This is a genomic window from Dyadobacter sp. BHUBP1 (assembly GCF_050587785.1).
Lineage (GTDB): Bacteria > Bacteroidota > Bacteroidia > Cytophagales > Spirosomataceae > Dyadobacter.
In genome coordinates, this window is sequence record NZ_JBOBIH010000002.1 from 720,748 (window position 1) to 743,981 (window position 23,234).

The 23,234-nt window shown below is 48.0% G+C and carries 16 protein-coding genes; 2 read left to right on the forward strand and 14 right to left on the reverse strand.

The annotated features are described in order from the left end of the window. The first annotated feature begins 16 nt into the window (after positions 1–16). Complete coding sequence (locus ACQ4MZ_RS09785) at positions 17–4,015, forward strand: AAA domain-containing protein (RefSeq protein ID WP_430844627.1); 3,999 nt, start codon at positions 17–19, stop codon at positions 4,013–4,015. Here the strand turns inward: ACQ4MZ_RS09785 and ACQ4MZ_RS09790 are convergent. Further along, positions 4,010–4,714 (reverse strand): 3-keto-disaccharide hydrolase, encoded by a 705-nt coding sequence (locus tag ACQ4MZ_RS09790; RefSeq protein ID WP_430844629.1) that lies wholly within the window; start codon positions 4,712–4,714, stop codon positions 4,010–4,012. The genes ACQ4MZ_RS09785 and ACQ4MZ_RS09790 overlap by 6 nt on opposite strands. A gap of 126 nt (positions 4,715–4,840) precedes the next feature. Between ACQ4MZ_RS09790 and ACQ4MZ_RS09795 the strand changes: the two genes are divergently transcribed. Then, the gene (locus ACQ4MZ_RS09795; RefSeq protein WP_430844630.1) at positions 4,841–5,230 is read left to right on the forward strand and encodes an HIT family protein; all 390 of its coding nucleotides are present in this window, start codon (positions 4,841–4,843) and stop codon (positions 5,228–5,230) included. 3 nt (positions 5,231–5,233) lie between these two features. On the opposite strand, the gene ACQ4MZ_RS09800 is transcribed toward ACQ4MZ_RS09795, so the two are convergent. From ACQ4MZ_RS09800 to aspS, 13 genes are all read right to left on the reverse strand, one after another. Further along, complete coding sequence (locus ACQ4MZ_RS09800) at positions 5,234–6,718, reverse strand: capsule assembly Wzi family protein (protein WP_430844632.1); 1,485 nt, start codon at positions 6,716–6,718, stop codon at positions 5,234–5,236. A gap of 107 nt (positions 6,719–6,825) precedes the next feature. Beyond that, positions 6,826–8,268: a capsule assembly Wzi family protein gene (locus ACQ4MZ_RS09805; RefSeq protein ID WP_430844634.1), complete on the reverse strand. Its 1,443-nt coding sequence runs from the start codon at positions 8,266–8,268 to the stop codon at positions 6,826–6,828. A gap of 47 nt (positions 8,269–8,315) precedes the next feature. Further along, complete coding sequence (locus tag ACQ4MZ_RS09810; protein ID WP_430844635.1) at positions 8,316–9,737, reverse strand: capsule assembly Wzi family protein; 1,422 nt, start codon at positions 9,735–9,737, stop codon at positions 8,316–8,318. Between the two features lie 37 nt (positions 9,738–9,774). Continuing rightward, a complete protein-coding gene (locus ACQ4MZ_RS09815) occupies positions 9,775–10,776 on the reverse strand; it encodes a sugar transferase (RefSeq protein ID WP_430844637.1) in 1,002 nt (333 codons plus the stop codon). Between the two features lie 339 nt (positions 10,777–11,115). Next, positions 11,116–12,183: a glycosyltransferase gene (locus tag ACQ4MZ_RS09820; protein WP_430844638.1), complete on the reverse strand. Its 1,068-nt coding sequence runs from the start codon at positions 12,181–12,183 to the stop codon at positions 11,116–11,118. A 47-nt stretch (positions 12,184–12,230) separates the two neighbouring features. After that, positions 12,231–13,346: a glycosyltransferase family 4 protein gene (locus ACQ4MZ_RS09825; protein WP_430844640.1), complete on the reverse strand. Its 1,116-nt coding sequence runs from the start codon at positions 13,344–13,346 to the stop codon at positions 12,231–12,233. Between the two features lie 28 nt (positions 13,347–13,374). Further along, a complete protein-coding gene (locus tag ACQ4MZ_RS09830) occupies positions 13,375–14,451 on the reverse strand; it encodes a glycosyltransferase family 4 protein (protein ID WP_430844642.1) in 1,077 nt (358 codons plus the stop codon). Continuing rightward, complete coding sequence (locus tag ACQ4MZ_RS09835) at positions 14,444–15,751, reverse strand: O-antigen polymerase (RefSeq protein WP_430844644.1); 1,308 nt, start codon at positions 15,749–15,751, stop codon at positions 14,444–14,446. Before ACQ4MZ_RS09835 ends, ACQ4MZ_RS09830 begins: the two co-directional genes overlap by 8 nt. Further along, a complete protein-coding gene (locus ACQ4MZ_RS09840; RefSeq protein ID WP_430844646.1) occupies positions 15,741–16,472 on the reverse strand; it encodes a glycosyltransferase family 2 protein in 732 nt (243 codons plus the stop codon). The genes ACQ4MZ_RS09835 and ACQ4MZ_RS09840 overlap by 11 nt, the downstream gene beginning before the upstream one ends. 3 nt (positions 16,473–16,475) lie before the next feature. Next, positions 16,476–17,600, reverse strand: a complete 1,125-nt coding sequence (locus tag ACQ4MZ_RS09845; protein WP_430844648.1) for a glycosyltransferase family 4 protein — start codon at positions 17,598–17,600, stop codon at positions 16,476–16,478. A 207-nt stretch (positions 17,601–17,807) separates the two neighbouring features. Continuing rightward, positions 17,808–18,890 carry a lipopolysaccharide biosynthesis protein gene (locus tag ACQ4MZ_RS09850; RefSeq protein ID WP_430844650.1) on the reverse strand — a complete coding sequence of 361 codons (1,083 nt, stop codon included), beginning with the start codon at positions 18,888–18,890 and terminating at the stop codon, positions 17,808–17,810. Positions 18,891–18,892: 2 nt separating this feature from the next. Beyond that, the gene (locus ACQ4MZ_RS09855) at positions 18,893–21,316 is read right to left on the reverse strand and encodes an SLBB domain-containing protein (protein WP_430844651.1); all 2,424 of its coding nucleotides are present in this window, start codon (positions 21,314–21,316) and stop codon (positions 18,893–18,895) included. Between the two features lie 132 nt (positions 21,317–21,448). Further along, on the reverse strand, positions 21,449–23,218 hold the full coding sequence (aspS, locus tag ACQ4MZ_RS09860; RefSeq protein ID WP_430844652.1) for an aspartate--tRNA ligase: 1,770 nt from the start codon (positions 23,216–23,218) through the stop codon (positions 21,449–21,451). Positions 23,219–23,234: the final 16 nt, after the last annotated feature.

Below are 23,234 nucleotides of genomic sequence, written 5' to 3' on the forward strand. Positions count from 1 at the left end.
AGCGTTTTGAGTAACTATGAGCCGGATTCTTAAAGCCTATCTAAAACGACTTACCAATCTTAGTACCCGCAACAAGTCGCTGTTGCTCACAAGCTTGTCTGCCGAACAGTTCCTGGACTTCCACGATACGGATTTCCTGTTGTCGAAGCCGTCTATCGATGTGCTGAAACAGGTGATCCAGGGGAACAACCGCGTCGCATTGTCAGACGTAGCCGATCCGCGGTTCGAGAAGGTGAATGAGGCCAGCAAGCGGTTACGCAAAATAGCCCGCACCGAGCGCTTTATCGAAGAGGAAAGAGGCTCTCGCGACCTGTATGTGGGTTACCCGTTTGTAAAAGGCAAGCTTTCCGACGGCACGCCAATTCATGCCCCATTGCTGTTTTTCCCTGTGACGCTGCGGATGGACCGCGAGCAATGGTGTCTCTTCGAACGCGACGACAGTACCGTTGCTTTAAATCAGAGTTTCGCGCTGGCTTACGGGCATTTTAATGAAGCGCAAATACCCGATGACATATTAGAAAAGTCATTCGAGGATTTCCCGAAAGACTTTCTCGAATTCAGGACACAGCTCTACGAGTGGCTGAAATCGACGCCATTCAAAATTAATTTTAATCAACAACTTTTTGAGGATAAACTTGTTGCATTCAGCGGCGAAAAGAGTTCGGATCTCATAGTAAATGAGCGCAACGGGGAACTGAAACTTTACCCCGAGGCTGTTCTTGGTATTTTCCCGCAGGCGGGTTCCTACCTGGTTCCGGATTATAACAGACTCCTGGACCTTCTTGAAAGGGAGCCGCATATCAAGCTCCCGCTGATTGACTCGGCTGAGGAAACAGTAGACGGGAGCCATTTCGCGCCGGAACTTCCCGTGCGAGAAAGTAGGCAGGCGAGGGAAGAGGATGTACTTACTCCTTTTCCGGTGGACGAATCGCAGGAAGAGATTATCCTGGCCGTCAAATCAGGTCGTTCGGTTGTAGTGCAGGGCCCACCGGGAAGCGGGAAATCGCAGTTAATCTGTAATCTGATCGCCGATTTTACGTCGAAAGGGAAACGGGTATTGTTGGTATGCCAAAAAAGAGCGGCGCTGGATGTGGTCTATCAACGTCTGGCAACTACCGGTATGAAGGATTTTACCGGTCTCATCCACGATTTTAAAAACGATCGCTCGACATTATACGGCCAGATCGCGTCTCAGATAGAAAAAGTAGAGGCATACCGTCAGCAGAATTACAGCCTCGATTCAGTGTTTCTGGAAAGACAGTTTACCCAGGAAAGCCGCGCGATCGATAAGACGGTGGATGAACTGAATGGCTTTCGCTCCGCATTGTTTGATGAAAAGGAGTGTGGTGTGAGTATTAAAGAACTTTACCTCACGAGTGATCCCAACGCGCCACATGCCGATATGCGGCCTTACTACCGGCAGTTCAGGATAGACACATGGGATGAGTTCAAGCGGCATTTGAAAACCTATTCTGATTACGCATTTCTCATTCATCCCGCACATCCGTGGCGGAACCGGCGGGGTTTTGCCGCATTTGGAATGGCGGAGTTGAGGACAATGGAAAATATGTTGTCGGAATGGCCTGCTGCTTTTGAAAAGCAAACCCGTGGTTTTGAGCAAATAACTGGTGTATCATTCGAAAAAGCATTCATCCGAAACAGAAAAGAGATCACAGAACGCCTTACGGATATTATCGAGCTGGTTTCGGACGAAGCCTCATGGAAACTGGTAGGGAAATACACGGGCGCGCCGGCAAATGTGCACGAGCGACTCGCGTTTGTACGCCAGGCTGTGGATGTAATGGAGGGATTCATTGCTGAGGGAGGCATTGAGATGTCGTTACCGGCGTCGCAATTGAATGCATTTGAGGTAATGCTTAAAAAGTCACTCGAAACGAAGCAATCGGCTGTTTCAGGTTTTTTCTGGGATGTTTTTAGTAAAGAGAAAAAAGAAATCGAGCGAGTAGCGACGGCCAATGGCCTTACGGTTTCCCTGCAACATCTGGTCCGACTTGAAGAGCGATTAAAAAACCGCAGGCAACTGGAATCCTGGCTACAAAATGCAAGCCTGGGTTTTGATCCTGGATTTGCCGATGGTTTTTCGGCAGACCTGGCAGGGGAATACCTGTCGTTTTTCAAATCTGCCGAGCGTGCTGCGGATGCAGTAGCACGTATGGATGCGGGTGCGTGGACGAAGGTTTTTCACGAAATTGTCGCTGCGAACAGCCAGCTCGGACAGTTTACAGACACCATTCAAAACCTCAGACAATGGCTGCAAATATGGGATAGAATGGAGAATGCGATGCTGCCGTATTTGCTACCGGAGCAGATTGCCCAGCTGACCGACAATCCCGCTGGTTATAGCGGTATTTTGTTGGGAGCCTTGCGCAACGATTTTGACTCGCTGGCTGATATGGACCGCCTGTGGGAAGAAATGACGGAATCGCAGCGGGGTGCTACGCAGGTGATTTTAGCGAAAGGAGTAGAGCTCAGCTTCACTAATGCAAACGAGGTACTGGGCCTGTTTGAAAATAGCATTAAACTAGTCTGGATCGAACATATCGAGAGTAAATACCCCGCACTGCGATCGGTGACGTCGCTTAAAATGAAACAGTGGGAGGACCAGGTGCAGGGCAGCATTACCTTGAAACAAAAGCTGAGTGCTGATATCACGAACATTAAACTACGGGAGGCCACTTATGAGGATGTGGAAAAAAACCGCCTGGGGAACCGCGTGACATACCGCGAACTCGGGCACCAGGTGACGAAAAAGCGTAAAATCTGGCCGATCCGTAAATTGCTCGAAAACTACGCCGGCGAGGTATTTGCCCTCATACCTTGCTGGATGGCCTCTCCCGAGGCAGTATCGGCCATTTTTCCAATGGAAAGCGGTTTGTTCGACCTGGTTATTTTTGACGAGGCTTCACAATGCTATGCGGAGTACAGCTTGCCGGCGGCATTCAGAGGGAAACAATGGGTGGTTACCGGTGACAGTAAACAGCTTTCACCGAGCGATCTTTACCGCGTAAGGTTCGAAGACCGGTCGGAGGATGAGGAGTATTCGGCCGCCATCGAAATCGAGTCTTTGCTCGACCTTGCCGGCCAATCGCTGGATCATTACCAGCTGACAGGCCATTACAGGAGTTTGTCTCTCGATCTCATTGATTTCTCTAACCGGAATTTTTATAAAAAGAGCCTTAAACTGCTGCCCGATTTTCATAAGATCAACGACCGTGAGCCGGGGATTGAGTACATCAAAACGGAGGGTGTCTGGAAGAACAATACCAATGCCATGGAAGTGGAGGAAGTATTGCGGCTTATCCGTGAACTTGCAGGCAGCGGAAAGAGCATTGGCGTGGTGACGTTCAATTTTTACCAACAAGCGGCTGTTCAAGACGCATTGGAAAAAGAAACCGCATTGCCTGAGGGCCTTTTTGTAAAGAACATCGAGAATGTCCAGGGCGATGAGCGCGACATTATCATTTTTTCGATGGGCTATGCGCCGGATGAGAACGGGCGCATTTCTATGCAGTTCGGTACGCTGAATATGCAGGGAGGCGAGAACCGCCTTAATGTGGCCGTCACGCGTGCACGGGAGAAGATTTACTTTATAACCAGCCTCTGGCCGTCGCAGCTGCAGACGGAGCAGACAGCGAATGAAGGCCCGAAATTACTCAGGGCTTACATGGATTATGCATTGCAGGTGTCGGAAGGCAAGTTTGAACCTGCGCCGCTTGCTACCGGGCAGTTTCGCTCGGACTGGCTGCTGAAAGAACGGCTGGTGCGGCAAAATCCGGCATTTGAAAAAGAACTTCCATTTGGCGACATTACTGTAAAAGAAGAAGGGGCCTACAAGGGCTTGGTACTTACGGACGACGATCTTTACCATTACAGTAAATCGTCCAAAGAGCCTCACGCTTATTTGCCCCTCTTGTTGCGGTTGAAAAACTGGCCGTTCAGGCGCGTTTACAGCCGCGAATATTGGTCGGGAAACCTAAAAAACGACGTATTATAATTCCTTGATCCGGATATTGCGGTAGGAAACTTTGTCGCCGTGATCCTGCAATGCGATCTTTCCTTTGGAGGATGCCCCGAATCCCTGCCAGGTTTTGAACTTGCTGTTGGCAACGAGTTTGTCCCATTCAGCACCTTGCGTAGGGAATTCAACTACTTTTTTGCCGTTCAGCCAGCTCTCGCCTTTACCGCCTTTGATCACGATTTTTGCCTTGTTCCATTCTCCGGCAGGTTTTACCGCAGAGAAATTGGATGGCGGAAGCATATCGTACAGTGAACCGGCTTTGTGGTTACCGTCTTTACCAGCTTTCGCATCGGGATGTTTCGCATCGTCGAGTACCTGAATTTCCGGTCCGGTAGAATAAGGACAGCAATACTTTTTGTCTTCTACCACATGATAGATGATTCCGCTGTTACCGCCTTCGGAGATTTTCCATTCCAGTTCGAGTTCGAAATCACCATATTCTTTGTCGGTAACGAGGTCTTTGCCGCCTTTTTCGGCCAATACTACCGCGCCGTCTTCTATTTTCCATTGGGGCAGAACTTTGTCCTGTTGCCAGCTATGCCAGCCATTCAGGCTCTTGCCGTCGAAAAGGGTAACCCACTTCCCTTTTTGCGCTTCTGCATCATTTGAAAAGGCCAAAGCAGCCAGGGCGATAACGGATACTTTTCCGAAAGCCTTCCATTTTGTGAAATTCATGTTTCGCTTGTTAAAGTTTTAGTCCACAATATTAAGTACTTTTTGAGTTTTCAAAGGCATATTTGGATCGAAAGTTGGAGGCTCCTATTTTTGGGAGTAGCTCAAAATAATCCGATATCTATCCACATGGCTTCTATATTTTCAAGAATCGTAGCGGGGGAGATCCCTTGCCATAAAATCGCCGAAACAGCGGATTTTCTCGCCTTTCTCGATGCATTTCCTATTGCGAAAGGACATACGCTCGTCATCCCGAAGAAAGAGGTGGACTACCTTTTCGACCTTGATGACGATCTGTACACAGGCTTGTTTCAGTTCGCTAAAAGTATTGTTCCTGCATTGGAGAAGTCGGTTCCCTGCCTGCGCATTGGTGTAAGCGTAATTGGTCTGGAAGTTCCCCATGCGCATGTGCACCTGCTTCCGCTCAACAGCATGGCTGATGCCGATTTCAGTAAGAAAATAAAAATGTCGCAAGAAGAACTCGCGACATTGGCTGAAAAAATCAGAAGTAATTTGTAGGGTTCAATAAAATGAGAAGTCTTTTCGCACACCCAGCATGAATCCGTAGGTTTTACGGTACAAGTCGCCGATATCCGCCGCATAGGCCCCTTTCACGGTCAAACCGCCGAGCACGTCGAGCTTGGATTGCATCATGAGCATACCGGAGAATTGCCTGGGTGAGCCAAGGAATGGTTCGAGCCAGGCGCCACTGTTCTCTGAGAAGGAGAATTTGCCCATCCACTGGATTCTGCGGAGCAATGTTCCTTCCAGTCCCAGGTGGAACATCATGACGCGGTTGTTGCTCGTGAAATTGTCGGCATAATTCGGCCACTTCCATTTGGTTTGCGAAGTGGGAGGAATAAACGGCGTTCCGATAGTCCTATCATAATAACCCCAGCCGTCACGAACCTGCTGGTTGTTGAAATAATTATCGTGGCCTCGCTTTTTACCATCGGTCAATACAAAATCGTTACCTCCCTGGTCTTTGGTATATAAAAACTCCAGGACAGCCGCATTGATCTCGAAATTAGCCCCATAAGAGTTTTTACGCTTGATTCTGGCGCCGTACAAGCCGTCCTTGAGCCCCGTCAGATAAAATAACGAGCCATCCTCGTAAATGAACTGTCTGTATAGAAAAATACTGGTCTCGTAGGTTTCGACCTCCATCGCGAGATCAATCGAGCCGAGGTGATTTCCTATGCGGCTCGTGCTATCGAAATAGGTTATGTCGTCACCACTCCCGCCGATGGATCCTATGACGGCATTGATATAGTTCTTAAATCCGGTAGGCATTTGCAGTCTGTCGCCCGTAAGGCCCAGATTCTTCTTAAGTCTCCCGCCCCATTGGACCTGGTGGTTGAAGCCTCCGTAAAGTTTCAGCAACGAATTCGCCTTTCCGATACGAAGGTAGAACGCCTTCTGATGAAATTTTAAATTCTCGGTAATGGGCCTGCTGTTTTCAAAAAGCCCGTCGGAATAGAATGCCTGGAAGGAGAGCCAGCCTTTTGTGAGCGGTACCGGCACGAAGCGGGTGGTTCCGAAGTAGATCTTGGGAATCGGCAGTGCATTACCCGACCAGGCGTAAGAGCCTGAACCGATGGTAGAGTCCGCCAGGCCAAGTGCCTGTTTCTTGCGTCCCACATATAATTCCCAGTTCTTATAACGCAATGTTACATGCGCCTGGGGAAGTAGGAGATTCTTGGTTTGGACAAAATTTCCCGCTGCTTCTATACCCGCGCCGACACGCCACTCATTCCGGGTTTTATTCTCTGATATTGTCCAGTAACGTTCTAGCCCCGCACGCACGCTAAGGTTGGGGCCTGTTTTCGGCACGATCCCGTATTGATTGGATTGGATCCAGAACGGCGTGTACCCATTGGTGCTGCCCATTCCCACGAATTCCGCGTAATTCGTGGTTGAGTCGGTATAGATAACAGGTTCCTTGATCTCAGATTGGGAAAAGCCAAGGATGGGCACTAATAGTAGTATGAATAAAAGAAATCTCATAGGTGTGCCCTCACGCATTGTCCATAATGTGTATAATAGCCAACAAAAATAAGTATAACTTTTCTATTATCATATTGAACATATGCGTCGCTTGATTGCAAAACGGGTTAATCCAGGAATCCGCTTTTCCGCAAGCCGATGGCTAACCCGTAGGTGTTAGGATACAGCTTACCAATATCCGACGATAATGCGGAATAAACACTGCATCCTTTGAAGATATTTAAGTTTTTCTCAACACCCAGCCATAAGGATACTTGCTGCCTGACTCCCTCAAATGGTGTGAGGAAGGAACCTGAATTACGCGAATAAGTACCGCGGAATGACAATTTCAAATGCAGCCAGGTGGCGGTTACCCCTGTATGAAACGCCCAGAAACGATTATTATTCGTAAATTCCGAATTATTGCGCGGTAAATCACGATCGGTAGTGGTTGATGCCGGGGCTAAGGGTGAGCCGATGCCAGAGCCATAATAAGACCAGCCACGCTGATATACGTAGCTATTGAAATAGTTCGCCCTTTCGAACAGTGACAGTTCAGATATCGGATAACGGTTGATCTGATTGCGTGTTCCGATCACTTCCAGCAGAAATGAGTGAAATGCCAGATAGGAAGAGCCGTTCGGAAGCGGTTTGGTACGTTTCACGCTCAGCCCGTTCAGCCCGTCTTCAAAATTAGTAACTCTGAAGAGTGACCCGGTCTCGTAGATATTCTGGCGGTATAAGAAGAAATTCCAGTCTTTTCCATGCCATTCGCCACCGATGTCAAATGTTCCGAAATGGTTACCAACCTTTCGATAATCCAGGGTTTTCCCGGAGATCGTATGCCAGTAAGCTTTAAGCATGTCGAGTTGGTACAGCGGCATTATTTCTTTCTCGCCGCCCCAAATAGCCTGATGATTGGCTCCCAGGTAGACGCGATAACGGTGGGATTTTTTGCCGAGTCGAAAATAGAGTTGTTTTTGATGCAGATAGGTGTCCGAAATGTGGGGAACGCTGCCGTAATTAATGCCGCTGGCACCCAGGTATCCATCCGAATAAGTAAATTTCAGCGCGACGAAGTTGTTGGTGAAGTAAAGCGGCAAGTACTCCTGAATGGCAACCTGGACCCGGGGGTAGGGCCTAGCGTTACCAGCCATAGCGAGTGAGCCGGAAGAAAGGGTCGTATCGACAAGTCCGGCGGTCATCCTTTTTTGCCCCGCGAGAATTTCAACCTTCCCGATTCTTATAGCGGCATATAGATCAGACAGGAAACCATTTGCCGATTTACCGTAACTGGCGATTCCCTGAATGCCTGCGCTCCATTGAATCAGTCGCGGGTTATGTGGATTATAAACCTTATATATTCCGGCATCGACAATGCCAAAATTGCCGTTTAGCGGAATACTACCATTTTGGTTGGCGTGCTGCCAAAAAGGAGTTTGGGCCGTTGCCCCGGCCGCCATTACCGATGCTTTATAGTATACTGTCGAATCCTGAGCTTGTAATTTGAAAACGATGAGTAACAGATAAAGGGGTAGGTAAACTCGTATCAGGGAAAATAGGGACGACATTTAGTAAAACAGGGAAATAGTTCAGCCGTGTATGCAAAAGCTTAAAGTTACCAGATAAAGCCGGATTTCCGCCAACTGATCAGCACTGCCATGTTTTGTGTGTACAATTGGCCAAAGTCAGAGGCTAGACTTAAACCGAAAATATCTCTTTTAGAGTTTAAAAGCGGGGCTTCAACTCTTAATAGCAAGGAAGTTTGGTTCGCAACCGGTCTGATCGGGTTATCGTAAGTGCCCGAGTTCTGGGAAAAACTGCCTTTTAGTAAAAAATTAAACTTCTTCCATGAAGCCTCGGCGCCCAAATGATAGGCAACGATCAGGTTATTCGCAGTGAAAAGGTTTCCGGTGGTAAACAGGTTGTCCCGGGTGGTTGTCTGAGGAGCGATCATGGGAGTGCCAAGACTTCTTCCGCGGTACGACCATCCCTGGTTGTAAACGTAATGATTGAAGTAATTGTCTTTTCCGAAAATTCCATTCAGGTAGTCGAATATCGCGCCCCCCTGGTTCTTAGTATAGAGGAATTCAAACAGCAGGGTATTGAAACGGAATGCGGGGGCGTTTTCACTTCTTTGCTTTCTTTTAAACCGTAATCCGCTCAAACCGTCGGATACGGTGGACAAATTGCTAAGTGAGCCGTCCTCGTAGATCGTTTGGCGATAGAGAAAAATGTCCCATCGTTTCCCCTTCCACTCTGCGGCTACGTCGATCGTTCCGAAATGGTTGCCTACACGGCTATGACTCCATGGTTTGCCAAAGATGACATATTCATAGGCTTTGGCCTTTTTGAGGCCACCGGTAAAGATTTTGTCTTCGCCACCCCACATAGCCTGATGGTTAAAACCTCCAAACAGATTGAGCCGATGCGTGTGCTTACCGAGTTTTAGGTAAAGGGATTTTTGATGCAGATAGACGTCGGGAACGCTGGTGACGTTGCCATAATGCACTCCAGCCGAGCCAAGAAGCCCGTCTCCGTAAGAAAACTTGAAAGAAAAAATGTCGTTGCCAGGAATCAGGCTTACGAAGTTCGGTGTCGAAAGTTGGATCTTGGGATAGGGGCGGTAGTTGGGGGACATAGCAATAGGCCCCATGGTAAGCAAACTATCGCCCAGTCCCATGAACTCCTTTCTTTGCCCAATACTGAGTTCCACTGGCCCTGCCTTACCGGCTATGAACAGATCCGTAAAGAATGCGTCGGATTTCTTGCCGGCGAAACCTACCAGTTCTGCTCCTCCCGACCACTGAAAGAAGCGGGGATTGTTTCGATTGTAGACCCGGTGAAAACTGGCGGCACCTTGCACGAAGGAGCCTTTTTCGGGCGTAGATGCATTCTGATTGGCGTATAGCCAAAACGGTACACCGGCAGTCGAGCCGGCAGCGTTGATCCCGGCGGAATAGAAAAACGTAGAATCCTGTGAGTAGCTTTCAGCACAAAGTGCTGCCCAGAAAAGCAGCACATAAAAGAATTTCCTCATTCCAGGACTATTAAGAATTTACGAAGTGTCAGAGGGATTACCTGCCCTTCTTGCCGAAAATAACTACGGCCGTCAGGAGTATGATTTTCAATTCCAGGAACAAGTTCCAGTTTTTGATATAATAAAGATCATACATGAGCTTGTGACGCGCGTCGTACACACCGGCTCCGTACGAATACATTACCTGCGCGTAACCGGTGATGCCTGGTTTGATGTTGTGGCGGAGGTTGTAATAGGGAATAATTTCGTCGAATGTTTCAGTAAACACGGGGCGTTCCGGACGCGGGCCGATCAACGATAGGTCACGTCTGAAGATATTGATGATTTGAGGCAATTCGTCAATGCGTGTCAGGCGCATGAATGAACCGTACGAGAATATCCTGGAATCGTTCTTTTTTGAGAATGATGCTCCGTTTTGTTCTGCATCCAGCCCCATCGACCTGAATTTGATGCAATTGAACGGCCTGTTATTCATGCCCACACGTTCCTGGAAGTAAAATACAGGCCCTGGGGATTCCAGTTTGATTCGGAAATAGCTGAGAATCCAGATCGGGAATGTAAGAAGGAACAATATGATTGAGATCGTTATATCGATGATCTTCTTGGGGTAACGAACCCTTCTGCCGAAAGTGGGGACTGTTAGAAGATTGGGATTGATTTCGGTGACGTCGTCCGGAATGTACACTTTTTTGAGGTCTCGCTCGCAGAAATCGTAAACGGTGGTGATTCGGATCGATTTGTTTTTTCGGACAACCAGTTCGTAGATCACCCTGTTACGTCGGTCATACTGGGGATTAGTAACCAGGTGTATTTTTTCAAATCTGTCGAGTAGTGGCCTTACCGTGTGATTGAGAAGATAATCGTCGTTATCTGAGTGCGGTATCAGGATAATCTCCTTGTATCTTTTGAGAAGTAACGCCAGATCTTTTTTTTGAAGAAAGTAGTCGTAGCTGGTGACAATCAGGACTTCTTCCGAAACGGCGGTTTTGCTTAGAAGCCGGTGAATATACTTGCGGTCAGATACGTAAGTGTTGCCCATATGTGTGTATTTTATGAACTAAAAAATAGTGTGATTGTAGAATATACGTGTGTTAAAGCTACAAGTTTAGGAATAAACTTTTGAAATACGAAATTATCAATATGGTCAAATCAAATATAATTTTTGGCAGAGAAGGGCTTTTGCGCTAAAAATTAATATTTGGCGGAGAAGGGATGAAATTAGTACCGGCAAATATAAGGAAGGTTTTGGCACAAAATATTATTTTACTGTAAAGAATTTTTCCGTTTTTTTAGTGCTCCGGGCATTTTCGACTGATTCGATCGATTTATCACATTTCCCATAATCATTTCCTGCCTGTAAGTGTCCGCACGGTGAAGTTCAGGCTATCGATTTGTAGAGGGAAAGGTACATCCGGTACATTGCCCCGACGGTGAAATACTGTTCATACGACTTTCTGGCTTCGGCTCTTGCGTGGGCGAGTTCGGCCGGGTTGCTCGCGTAATACAGTATTTGGTCTGCAAATTCACTTGCGGTATTGGCTACTGCCCTGCCATTCAATCCATTAAGGACTTCTCCAATGCCGCCGACATCAGAGGCAATCACGGGAACCGAGTAGCATAATGCTTCAAGAATGGACATAGGCATACCCTCGTAATTGGAAGGAAGCATAAACAGATCGGCGTATTTCAGCAGACGATGTGCATCTTCCGCTTCTCCGAGGCAGTAGGCATTCGCCGGAAGGTCGGCCATTTCATCTTTGTTGCCTATCCAGAAGAAATGAATATTGTGGCCAGCGAGCATTTCTGCCACTTCACAAAAAAGTTCAAACTTCTTCTGCGGCGAAATCCTCGCAATACACATCACCTTGAAACCCGACTTTGACCGGATCATTTCGGCCAGGCGGCGATAACTTTCGCTGTGATTCTCAGGAACGTCGGTGGAGTAATCCGTAATGCCGTTATAAATGTAGGAGACATTCTTTTTGATCCCCTCGCTCAGCAGGTTATTGTAATCGTATTTGCTCACTCCGACAATATGCTTGGCCCTGATCTGCAGAAGGCGTTCCAGATGGAGAAACTTTCTGAATGCGACCCGAATGGAATCAAAGCCATGAACGGTGTAAACGATCTTTTTCCGTGGAAAGGCCAGTCTGCCGAGAATCCCGATTTTGGAAGAATGCAAATGAACGACGTCAGGCTTAAAAATCTGGTAAAGTCGCCGCAATTCGTTTACCACCTTATGCTCTTTCGAAAGGCTGATGGAGCGCTGCAACGGGTTGATCTTCCATTGGCCTACTTCCGAGGGAAGCACCTTCCACAATTCTCCGTCCTCCGACGACGCAACCATTACCTCATGACCGTCATTGACAGATTCGCGCGCCAGATTGATCACCACGGATTGAGCGCCCCCGAGTTCCGCTAGCGTGATGACATGTAATATTTTCATAATCTCAATAACAACTCCAGAGAAACCGCTTTCTGTTAAATGTGATATTAATCGCTGCCGATGGTTTTACTTGCTCGCACGACTGTCCCGATATTGCGTATCAAGGATTCAGAGTACGTACCCACCGTTTTAAATCCCTCGTAACTATTTAACGAGATCCGGTTGTAAAGCTGCGGATCGGCAATCACGGATTCCAGTTTTTGCAAAGAATGGCCGAATGCTTCGGTTGTGCTAATATCAGCAAAAATCGCCGTTTTCATATCTTCAGCATAGTTGGGAATTTCGCCTACCGCGGTTACGAAGCAGACGAGCCCGTTTTGCATCGCTTCCGCTACGCTCATGGCCATCCCTTCGTTGGTGCTCAGCTGAATCAGGAAATTATAGTTTCCAAATAGTTCCAGCTTCTCGCTACCGTTCACTTCTCCCTTAAACCGCACCCGGCTTTCCAGCTGATGCCTGCGGATATATTCTATTACCGTTTCAAGCATCCCATCATCCCTGCCATAGATATCCAGCGATGCATTGTATCCGCGATCTGTCAGGTGTCGGATGGTGTCGACGGCCAAAGGTAAGTTTTTTACGGAATTGATCCGTCCGAGAAACATGAACCGCACATTTTGGTTATCGAAGGGCGGGGCTGGTTTAAAATCCGGCGAATGACTCGTAAAAAAAGAAATGACTTCAACAGGTACGGGAGGTTCGAATTGCCCGGTCACAAATGTGGCCGTAGCCTGAGAATCTGTGAAGATCGAATCGGCATGACGGATGGCTGCCTGGCTGAACAGCCGGTCGAAGCCATGAAAAAAAGCGGTATTATGAATGAAAGAGATGAACCTTATTTGGGGTCTGAGCTTTTTAGCTATGACACCGAGCAAGGATGCCCGCCATAGCGAGCAGATCATGACGTCTGGGGAGAAATGCAGAATGAAGCGGATCATTTTGGGAATGACCAACGGATACATACCTAGCTTATAGTCGAACGTGACCATGCAAGCTTTTTCCGTAGCTGAGAGGTGGCTGGTTATATTTGCATCGATACTCCCCAAAACCATCACTTTCAGGTCAAACTGCCTGTTTAGCTCAGGCAATGCCGATAGCATGGCTACCTCAACGCCGCCGATCTGCACGTCGTGCAGTATGTAAAGTAGTTTTTGTTTTTTCAAAGCTAGTGTGTTCTTACATAGGGTCGTTTTATTTCAATACGCGGCTCCATTGTTCCATAATTCGCCCGAGTTCGAGTGTATCGAGTTTTTGTGATTTGTAATTCCTCATACGCTCACGGAGGACATCGTCATTCATCAGCACAGCTAATGATTGCGACAATTTGCTCACATTACCTGCCTCTACCAGGATGCCATTTCGCCCTTGTTCGATCAGTTCTTCCGGTCCGGTGTCGCAATCGAAGGCCACAACGGGCAAATGGAACGCGAGAGCTTCCAGGAGCACCATGGGCAACCCTTCGAACCGCGAGCTTAGACAGTAGATGGATGCTGTTTCAAAATAAGCAAAAACTGCTTTTGTAGTACCCACAAGTTCGACCGACTCCCCAATCCCGAGTTCTGTTATTTTCTTTTCAAGAAGCGGTTTGTCTTCTCCATCGCCGATGATGAGCAGCTTCCATTCATTCCGAAGTTTCGCGGGGAGCTGCCCCCAGGCGTCGATCAGCAAGTCAAAGCCTTTCTGGAAAGTAATCCTTCCCACGGAAATGACCGTTTTAGAGGGACTTTCGTTGACTTTTTGCTCTTCCAGGAACATGGGGTTCGGAATGTGCACCAGTTGTGCGCGTCGGTACCAGGCTCCCTCTTTCCAGAACTGTATATCACGGGCCGTTAACGTTACGATTTTGTCGGCAAAGAAAAGTGCAAGCTGTCTCGCAAAAGATCGGGCCGCTATGCCCAGGCTTACCTTGAAATTAAAGTGCTCCCACACCACATGCCGGATGCCAGTAAAGGCAAGAGACGGGATCGAATACGTCGCCATGATTGATTCGACCGTCACAAATGTATCGATATGATTATTGTTGATGAATTGCCGGATTTTATGTTGCGAATACAGGATTTTCCGGACGCCTTTCAGATTTTCGATATGCAGGCTGGTAACCTTTACATTCGGCTCGAAAGGGAAGAAAACCTTTTCAGGATCGCCGTAAAGGCCTAATACGTGAACATTATAATTTCTTTTAGCAAGTTCATTGATAATGACCGAAGCCACGCGTTCCGTTCCGCCAACCGCCGAAATATTATAGGTAAAGAAAACAATATCAGGCATACGATTTTGATTTGGTGATCACTTGGAGCACCATGTACAGGATTTTGGCTACCACATAAGATAATGTCAGAAATAGGAGGCCCCAGAAGCTTGTGTTACCGAATAGCAGAATATCGTCAATCAAGCGGGTTGAGCAAGCGATCAGCACCAATATGAATAGGAAGGAGTAGTAGTTCATATTCAATGGGTTAAGATTTTTATAGATATTACGCAAATAGCCTACCAGGAGGCCGATGATCAGCGCATACAAGATGCCGCCCCAGAGTCCGAAGAAATGGTAAGCCAGATAATTGTATCTTCCGTTTGCCCCGGATGTTCGGCGACCCGAATAAAACGCAAACACATCTACGCCGACAGGCTCGGGCGGCGTAATCTCGAAACCAAGGTTTTTCAGGATTGTCCCCCAGCCCGGATAAAACGCATACTTGAAGAAGGAGGACTCCTGGATGCTGTCCATGACGTCGTCGTAATACCCGAGCAGGAAAATATCTCCACTAGCCATGAGCCGCAAGCCTACCTGTTGTACCGCCGACGATGCATCGGCACCTACGGAGATCATTACGATACCAACGGGAAAGCTCAACAGAACCAGCATCAGTGGCCAGGATATTTTAATTGTGCTCATTCGTCCCTGGACGACCATCGGATAGGTAATCAGGAAGTACATGACGAAGAAAACCACAATGCCCGATTTGGACCCATTGGTAGCAAGGTCTAGCAGTAGCACGAAACAGATGAATAGCTCGAACAGATTGAGCCTCTTTTTGAGATAGAGGATCTTGTAGTACAGCGACATAATCACCAATGACCGGTAAGACACCAGAAATGCCCGGATAACTCCGTGACCCTCATAAGCCGAGACGTGGTTGTGTTCGCTATCGAGGAGTACGATTCCGACCGTTTTCAAATTGATTGCTTCAACAAAAACGTAAGCTGTACAAACGACAAAAACGAACAGATCGAACTCGCTGATGCCCTGGGTTGGGATTTCAAGTCTATTCGTATCTCCTCCGAGTTTGATTGCCGGTATATATGCTGCGATTGTTAATCCTACGAACAATGCGATTTCGGTACCCAGGAAAGACCAGCCATATATAGGTTTGAGGGCTTGGTCGGAATATAGGAAGTACACACAAAATGCCCCTCCGGTGAGGTTAATGACCGTGAGTAGGATGGGGTCGAGAATGCCCCAGTAGATTTTTCGGTAGAGAAGCAGATAAAAGCACAACAATGCTCCATAAATAGCCCCGTAATAGAGCCAGTTATCCAGGATTGCCCTTACGAAAAAATCATTTCCCACCTTTCAAACTGTTTTTAAAATTCGAAACCTTCACACGGAACCAATAGTAGGAACCCACCGCACTGCCGAGATTATCGTACACTATGCCGACAATATCCTTTTTATGTTGATAGTCGATATTTACAGAGCTCATACCCAGATCGTTGTAAATGGATATCAGTTTAGGCATGTAAACGAAATGAGTAGCAAAGCGACTGTATAACTCCACATTATAGACGTGATCGGCCGCTAATTTATAGTCCAAGTTATACTTCTTTTGCTTATAAATTGACCTTGGATAGAAAATGGCCTGATGCGAGATGTTCCGCAACGCGATATTCCATTTGCTGACTTTACCGGTGTAAATCTGATTACTTTTTTTCAGATAGGTGTTTCCGTAATAAATGCCGTCGGTTTCGGTCATCTCGGCAACAACCTCTTCAATAATTGTCGGCGAAACCAGCACATCGTCGCATCCAAGGAAATAGACCCAGTCGCCCGTGGCCAAATCAAGTCCCTTGTTCATAGCGTCGAATATCCCGCGGTCGGCCTCACTTTTCCAAAGGGCGATCTCATGTTCGTATTTCCGGATGATATCCAATGTCCCGTCAGTCGAAAGTCCGTCCAGAATAATGTACTCAATATGCCTGTAACTTTGGTTAACGACACTTTTGATGGCATTTTCGAGGTCTTTCTCGCCGTTCCTTACAACTGTGATGATCGAAATTTTGGGGTACTGCATAACTTAGCTTTGACGGCAACCTTCTACTTCCCTGAGAAAATTGTCGCGATATTTTGTAATCGTGAAATTTTGAAGAACATGCTCCCTTGCGCGTCCGGCTATGTCGGCATAAAGGGAATGGTCGTTGAGTAATCTCTCCAACTCAGTGGCAAGACTATGCTCATCGGACCGGAAGAGCAGGCCGGTCTGCCCGTGCTGGACGATCTCACTGGTGCCGGCCGAATCGAATGCGACTACGGGAACACCGTACATCATGGCTTCGATCGTCACGCGCCCAAGCGCCTCGTTCGGCGAGCACATGAGCAATGCGTCCAGACGACGATAAATGCTTTGAATATCTTTGGTAAACCCGGTAAACTGAATATGTTCGCTAATATCCTGTTCCCTGATATAGGCTGCAATTTCCTCATAATAAGCCGGATCGCCAACTTCGCCTACAATTTCCAATTTTATGGCGACTCCTTTTTTAACGAGTGCATTCACCGCTTTTACGGCCGTCATCTGGCCCTTGGCGGGGTTGATGATGCCCACTATGCCTGCGAGGGGAGTTTCAGAAAGCATACGAGGCGATGTCTCCGGAAGCGCATCGACCAGTCCATTGTAGATTACGACATATGGCGCGGTAACACCCGCCTCGATAACCCTTTTTTGAGCAATGCTTTTTGAAATACAGATAATACATGCCGCCTTGTTGGCCCAGAACCGGAACGATGATTTACCAAAGTTGTATTTTAAATGATAGTCCTCATATACAAACTCGCGGATGTGCCACAAGTGCTTCCGGCCCGAAAAGAAGGCAACGAGCGCACCAAAGAAGATCACCGATGAATTGGTATGGATCAGATCGATCCGTTTTCTGACAACCAATATAGCAATATAAAACGCGGCAAGAACATTGAACGTAAACCTTTTAACGCTGTGAAACCATTGCGGGAATCTCGGGATTTTATGAATGTCGTTGGCAAACGCCACAATCTTGTATTCGATGCCGTTCCTGGCCAGCTCTTTCGCAAAATCGCCGTCTTCCAGACATATTACCCACCAGTCTATCCTGTGTCGGGTAGCAGTAAGTAAAGCTAAAAGGGACCTGTTTGCACCGTAAAGTGTACCATAGTGACTGAATGACAATATTTTAGGTTTTTTATCGGTCCTCATTACTTACTTTTCAAATGGCTCAGCTTCTTGACATAAGGCCCGATCAGCGGAACATGAAGGCTGAGATCACCAGTTAAATTGAAGCAGATTCAGATTGTTGGCAATGAACCGTGCAGATACCTGCGAGGTAAACCGGGCGATCAAGTATGTATAAAAAGTTGAGTGTGAAAGCACTGCATCCTACTCATTAGCGCCCGAAACGATTTTCTGAACCACTTTTTCTTTAATAAGGAGGATGTATAAAAGAGTGAAAAAGCCACCGAGGAAGCCCCATATCAGGCCTATGCGCAGTCTTTTTGGGCTACTTTTTAATAATGGAACTTTTACAGGTTCGAGTACTTTAAATACCGGGCGTTCTTCTTTCACAGTGACTTTGGCTTGCTCATACCGTCTCACCAGGTCGCTGTAAAGTGATTCTGATAATATGTATTCCGCCTGTAACCGTTGCTCCTCAATTTTGGCTGTGTTTGAAAAGATATTTCTATTCTGGTCGCGGTAGCTTTGGAGCGCATACTCCGCAGTACGGAGCCGGGCTTTGGCCTCTTTCACCCGGTCGGCAAGCAGGCCTTCACGCTGGCTTGCTTTGGATGAGCGATAGTCTTCTACATAATCGATCAGGTATTTTTGTGCCGCTTCCACGATGATCGCCGAGACAAATGGGTCGACCGTTTCCGCGCTGATCTGGATTACACCACTTTTTTGATCCACTTCTGCTGAAAGGAGGGAAATGGCACTCGCGATATTGGATTGCTCCGAAAGCGAGTAGGAAAGAATTCCATCCCTTTTGAGCTTAACTTCTTTTGCAGGGGCTTTGGGCGAAGAAGAGAACAAGCCCGAGAATAACCCTGGTTTAGCCTGTGCTTTCATAAAATCCAGGAGCGTCTTATAAGGCTTGTTGTCCTGATCCACAACCGGCTGTTTGAGCAGGTATTCGCCAAACGGCGAGCTTTGCATAATGGTCGGGTAGAGGTCCGGCTGCAATTTTTCGGCGCCGTCACCATTAAGGCCTGCACCAAGCAAGGAGAACGACCCCCTCTTCGATGTTCCATATTCCGGCAACAGGCTTACCTTGGCTTCGTACTTCTTTCTAAGTGTGAAACTGTAAGCGACGCCAGCTACCACGGATATGATCACGGCCAGTATCAGCAATTTGATATACTTCCCTATAAAAAGGATGATATCAATAAAACGTATTTCCGAAGCATTGAATGAACTCTCCTTGCTGTCGGCTACTACCGGCTTTTTTTCTGGATGGGATATCATGGTTAATTATTTCTGCTCAGGGTAATTGCCGCCAATGTGAGTGTACTAACCATCGATGCTATGAATGAGAACAATGCGATGCGCTCACCAGGTGTCTTCTGACGCTCGGGCTCGGCAACTTTCACCGGCACGGTCACAACCGCACCAGGTTCAACTTTGGGATAGGATCTGAAGAAGAGGAAATTCTTGGTTCTGTGCGTCCGGCCATTAGGGTATGACACGTACACGCGCTTCTTCCAACCTTGCTCAGTATAGCCACCGGCCTGGGAAATGTAATCATCGTAGCTGAACTTAGAATCGAAGTTCATAACCGAAGGATTGTGTACACCGCCCTGAATCCTGACTGTTTCGAGGCGTCTCGGGATTACCAGCGTGTCGCCGTGCATCAACAATAGATTCGAAGAAAGCGAGGGCTTGTTGACGATCGCTTCAATGTCGACCGCGATCAGTTCCTGGCCCCGGTAGAAGCGCGCACCGGGCAGGTATGCCTCAGGCCGCAGACCGCCTACCTTACCGAACAGGTCTGAAATCCGCTCGAAATTGTTGATAATGGTGTAATTCCCTGGGTACCGCACTTCACCAATGACGGTTACAGATTTCTGCGGCTCGTAACGCGGCGACTTGCGCACCACGATGATGTCCTGCGGCTGGAGCTTGAATTTCTGGTCGTCCGGGTTCAACACCAGATTGTCGGCCACGTCGATCGAGAAAATGCGGACGTTCTGCGAAGAAGGTAGGTCAAGCGTATCGTTTTTTACACGACGTGACACTTCAATGCGATAGGGGATACCACCTTCCGTGTAACCGCCAGCCTGGAAAATAAGGTCGGCGATGGTAATGTCTTTGTAATAATAATAGTTACCCGGGTTGATTACAGATCCCGAAATGGTCAGGTAGGTAAATTCTTTCAGGTCTTCCACGGATTTGATTGTCAGGATATCGCCTGCGAGCAATGGAATATCCGCTATTTCACCGTTTACAAGTTTACGAAGGTCAATCGCCACAATACCTGTCTGGGTTTCGCCGCTGGATCTTTCTAGAATGGCGCGGTTCAGGAAAGCACGCGGGCTAAGTCCCTGGGCCATCTGGATCAATTTCAGAACGGAATTGCAACGCTCTTCCAACGCATACGGGCCCGGCACCGTAACAGCACCCCGTATTTCCACCTGGTTAGCTACAACGTCCAGTATCCGTTTTATGTTGAAAATATCCCCGTTTCTAGGAGCGAAAGTTTCGATTTGAACCGAATCGATGCTACCAATCATATAATTGGTCCCGGTGTTGCGCTGGTAGGTGAAGGTCTTCGTATAGGCTTCCGGCGTGAAACCTCCTGCATAACGGATAAGGCTCCCCAGGGTTTCGCCTGGTTTGGCTTCGAAAATGCCGGGGCGTTTTAATTGGCCGTTCAGTTCTATCCTTGTTTCAAATGGCCTGATCAGGATAATGTCCTGATCTTGTAGAGCGATATTGTCGCGCAGGTCGGCATCTACCAGGAACTTGTAGAGGTCAATAGTTCTGATCACCTTGTTGTTCCTGATCACTTCGATATTGCGGTAAGAACCGTTAAGGCTTGGGCCGCCGGATATCGACAACGCATTAAATGCTGTTGCGAGCGAGGAGACTGTGTAAGTGCCTGGCCGTGCGGCTTCACCTGTGATCATCACGTGTATGCTGCGCACATTGCCAAGTGTTATGGATGAATAGGTTCCCGAACCGGGCCGGTTGAGTGTCGAATAAGCCTGGCGCAAGCGGTTTACAATGCGCTCGCTTGCTTGTTCGATGGTCAGCCCGTTGACATACACAGGAGCCAGGTTGAGCATTTTTACGGTTCCCTCCGGGCTGATCTTCATGCGGAAGTTATCCACTGCATTTCCGTAAATATCCACAACGATTTCGTCTTCAGGCCCGAGAATGTAGTTCCGTGGGGTGGCGATGCGAAGGTTAGGCTCGAAGGTAGAAGTCGAACGTGCAAAGAAAGAAGAGCCAAAAGTACGGCTCAGGCGGCGGTTTCGCGCGCTTCTTGCATTGGTGGAGTCACGCTCGTTGTTGGCTTCCTCATCGAGCTGATCCGCATCGTCCTGGTCCCTGGTTTCATCCAGTTCGTCCCGATTGGGATCATTGGTTTGCTTTTCATTTGGCTTTTGCTGAAGCCGTTTGCGCATAGCAGATATCTGATCCAAAGTGTAGCCCCTCTGCAATGCTGCTTTTTCGATGTCCATATCCGACATCCCGGCGGATTTAGCCTGGTTGTAAAAGTCGACGGCTTGCTGGTTGGTCACTTGCGAAGGGTCGATTTTGGGTTGTGTCGGGTCCGTCGGAAGCTGGGGAGAAGTATTATTTTGAGCGAAAACCCCGATGTTGGTCAAAAGGAGTAGCAACAAGAAGGTGTTCCTGAAACAGGATCTTACAAAGGATTGATAATGCATGCAGTGTAGTTTAATTACAATCAGGACCGCTCCGTTTCCGGATGGTCCTGTGGTTAAATTTAAATGATGCCCGGGGCAAATCTACAAAATCTTACTTTATTTAAATGATCTGTCAGATCTATCTCGTTTGGATCATGAATTGGCGCCTTCCACGCGGATTGCCAGCTCTTTAAGCTGCCCATCCGAGATCGCCGAAGGCGAATCGATCATCACGTCGCGACCCGAATTGTTCTTAGGGAATGCTATGAAGTCCCGGATCGAATCCGCGCCTCCAAAAATAGAACAAAGTCTGTCGAAACCAAATGCAATACCGGCATGAGGAGGGGCGCCGAATTCAAATGCATTCATCAGGAAGCCAAATTGCTCCTGCGCTTCTTCGGCCGAGAATCCGAGGATCTCAAACATTTTCCGTTGAAGCTCTTTTTCGAAGATCCGTACTGAACCTCCGCCAACTTCAACGCCGTTGATCACCATATCGTATGCGTTGGCCCTTACCAGCCCCAGATTTTTATCCAGGAGTTCGATATCTTCCGGTTTCGGGCTTGTGAACGGGTGGTGCATCGCAAACCAGCGGTTTTCTTCTTCCCCAAATTCGAGAAGCGGGAAGTCGATCACCCACAATGCGCGGTACTCGTCAGGATTACGCAGCCCCAGGCGTGAACCTATCTCGAGACGTAGCTCGTTGAGCTGCTTACGCGTTTTATCGCCCTGGCCCGACAGGATCAATAGCAGATCGCCCGGCTTTGCGTCAAACGCTTCCACCCATTTTTTAAGCTCTTCTTCGGTATAAAATTTGTCAACGGACGATTTGATCGATCCATCGGGGTTATAACGAACATACACCAGACCTTTCGCTCCGATTTGCGGACGTTTAATCCAGTCGGTCAGTTCGTCGACTTGCTTTCTTGTATAAGCCGCGCACCCGGTGGCGTTGATACCCACTACAAGGCCCGCATCGTCGAATAGGCCGAAACCTTTTCCGGACGTAAGGTCGCGGTCATCGCCTTTCAGTTCTACGAATTGCATACCAAAACGAATATCCGGCTTGTCGGAACCGTACAGGCGCATCGCATCCGCATAGGTCATGCGCGGAACTTCGGGTAAGTCGATATTTTTCACTTTCGCGAAAAGCTCACGAATCATGCCCTCGAATGTGTTCAGCACATCTTCCTGCGTCACAAATGACATTTCGCAGTCGATTTGCGTAAATTCAGGCTGACGGTCGGCGCGCAAATCTTCGTCGCGGAAACACTTGACAATCTGATAGTAACGGTCGAAACCAGCTACCATCAGCAACTGCTTGAAGGTCTGCGGGGATTGTGGCAATGCATAAAACTCGCCCGGGTTCATGCGGCTTGGTACCACGAAATCGCGGGCGCCTTCAGGAGTGGATTTGATCAATACCGGGGTTTCTACTTCGATGAAGTTCAGGTTATCGAGGTAAGCACGGGTGTATCGCGCTACCTGGTGGCGCAATTGCAGGTTTTGGCGGACCGTATTTCTGCGCAGGTCGAGGTAGCGGTATTTCATGCGGATGTCGTCGCCGCCGTCGGTTTCGTCCTCGATCAGGAACGGAGGCAGTTTTGCGGGGTTCAGAATGGTAAGTTCCGACACGCGTATCTCGATATCACCGGTTGCAATCTTGTCATTTTTCGACAGACGCTCGATTACCGCACCTTTGGCCGAAATTACGAATTCGCGGCCCAGAGAGCGGGCAGTTTCCAACACATTTGCGGGGGTTTTGCCCTCTTCGAACAGCAGTTGGGTGATGCCGTAACGGTCACGCAGATCGAGCCAGATCATGCCTCCCTTATCGCGGACGCGCTGAACCCAACCACACAATACAACGTCTTGATTTACATGTTCTAAGCTTAATTCCCCGCAGGTATGTGTACGTAACATATAACTATTTTAATAC

Coding starts and splice junctions, on each gene's coding strand:
- ACQ4MZ_RS09785 (WP_430844627.1), top strand. CDS start 17: ATGAGCCGGATTCTTAAAGCCTATCTAAAACGACTTACCAATCTTAGT.
- ACQ4MZ_RS09790 (WP_430844629.1), bottom strand. CDS start 4,714: ATGAATTTCACAAAATGGAAGGCTTTCGGAAAAGTATCCGTTATCGCC.
- ACQ4MZ_RS09795 (WP_430844630.1), top strand. CDS start 4,841: ATGGCTTCTATATTTTCAAGAATCGTAGCGGGGGAGATCCCTTGCCAT.
- ACQ4MZ_RS09800 (WP_430844632.1), bottom strand. CDS start 6,718: ATGAGATTTCTTTTATTCATACTACTATTAGTGCCCATCCTTGGCTTT.
- ACQ4MZ_RS09805 (WP_430844634.1), bottom strand. CDS start 8,268: ATGTCGTCCCTATTTTCCCTGATACGAGTTTACCTACCCCTTTATCTG.
- ACQ4MZ_RS09810 (WP_430844635.1), bottom strand. CDS start 9,737: ATGAGGAAATTCTTTTATGTGCTGCTTTTCTGGGCAGCACTTTGTGCT.
- ACQ4MZ_RS09815 (WP_430844637.1), bottom strand. CDS start 10,776: ATGGGCAACACTTACGTATCTGACCGCAAGTATATTCACCGGCTTCTA.
- ACQ4MZ_RS09820 (WP_430844638.1), bottom strand. CDS start 12,183: ATGAAAATATTACATGTCATCACGCTAGCGGAACTCGGGGGCGCTCAA.
- ACQ4MZ_RS09830 (WP_430844642.1), bottom strand. CDS start 14,451: ATGCCTGATATTGTTTTCTTTACCTATAATATTTCGGCGGTTGGCGGA.
- ACQ4MZ_RS09840 (WP_430844646.1), bottom strand. CDS start 16,472: ATGCAGTACCCCAAAATTTCGATCATCACAGTTGTAAGGAACGGCGAG.
- ACQ4MZ_RS09850 (WP_430844650.1), bottom strand. CDS start 18,890: ATGATATCCCATCCAGAAAAAAAGCCGGTAGTAGCCGACAGCAAGGAG.
- ACQ4MZ_RS09855 (WP_430844651.1), bottom strand. CDS start 21,316: ATGCATTATCAATCCTTTGTAAGATCCTGTTTCAGGAACACCTTCTTG.
- aspS (WP_430844652.1), bottom strand. CDS start 23,218: ATGTTACGTACACATACCTGCGGGGAATTAAGCTTAGAACATGTAAAT.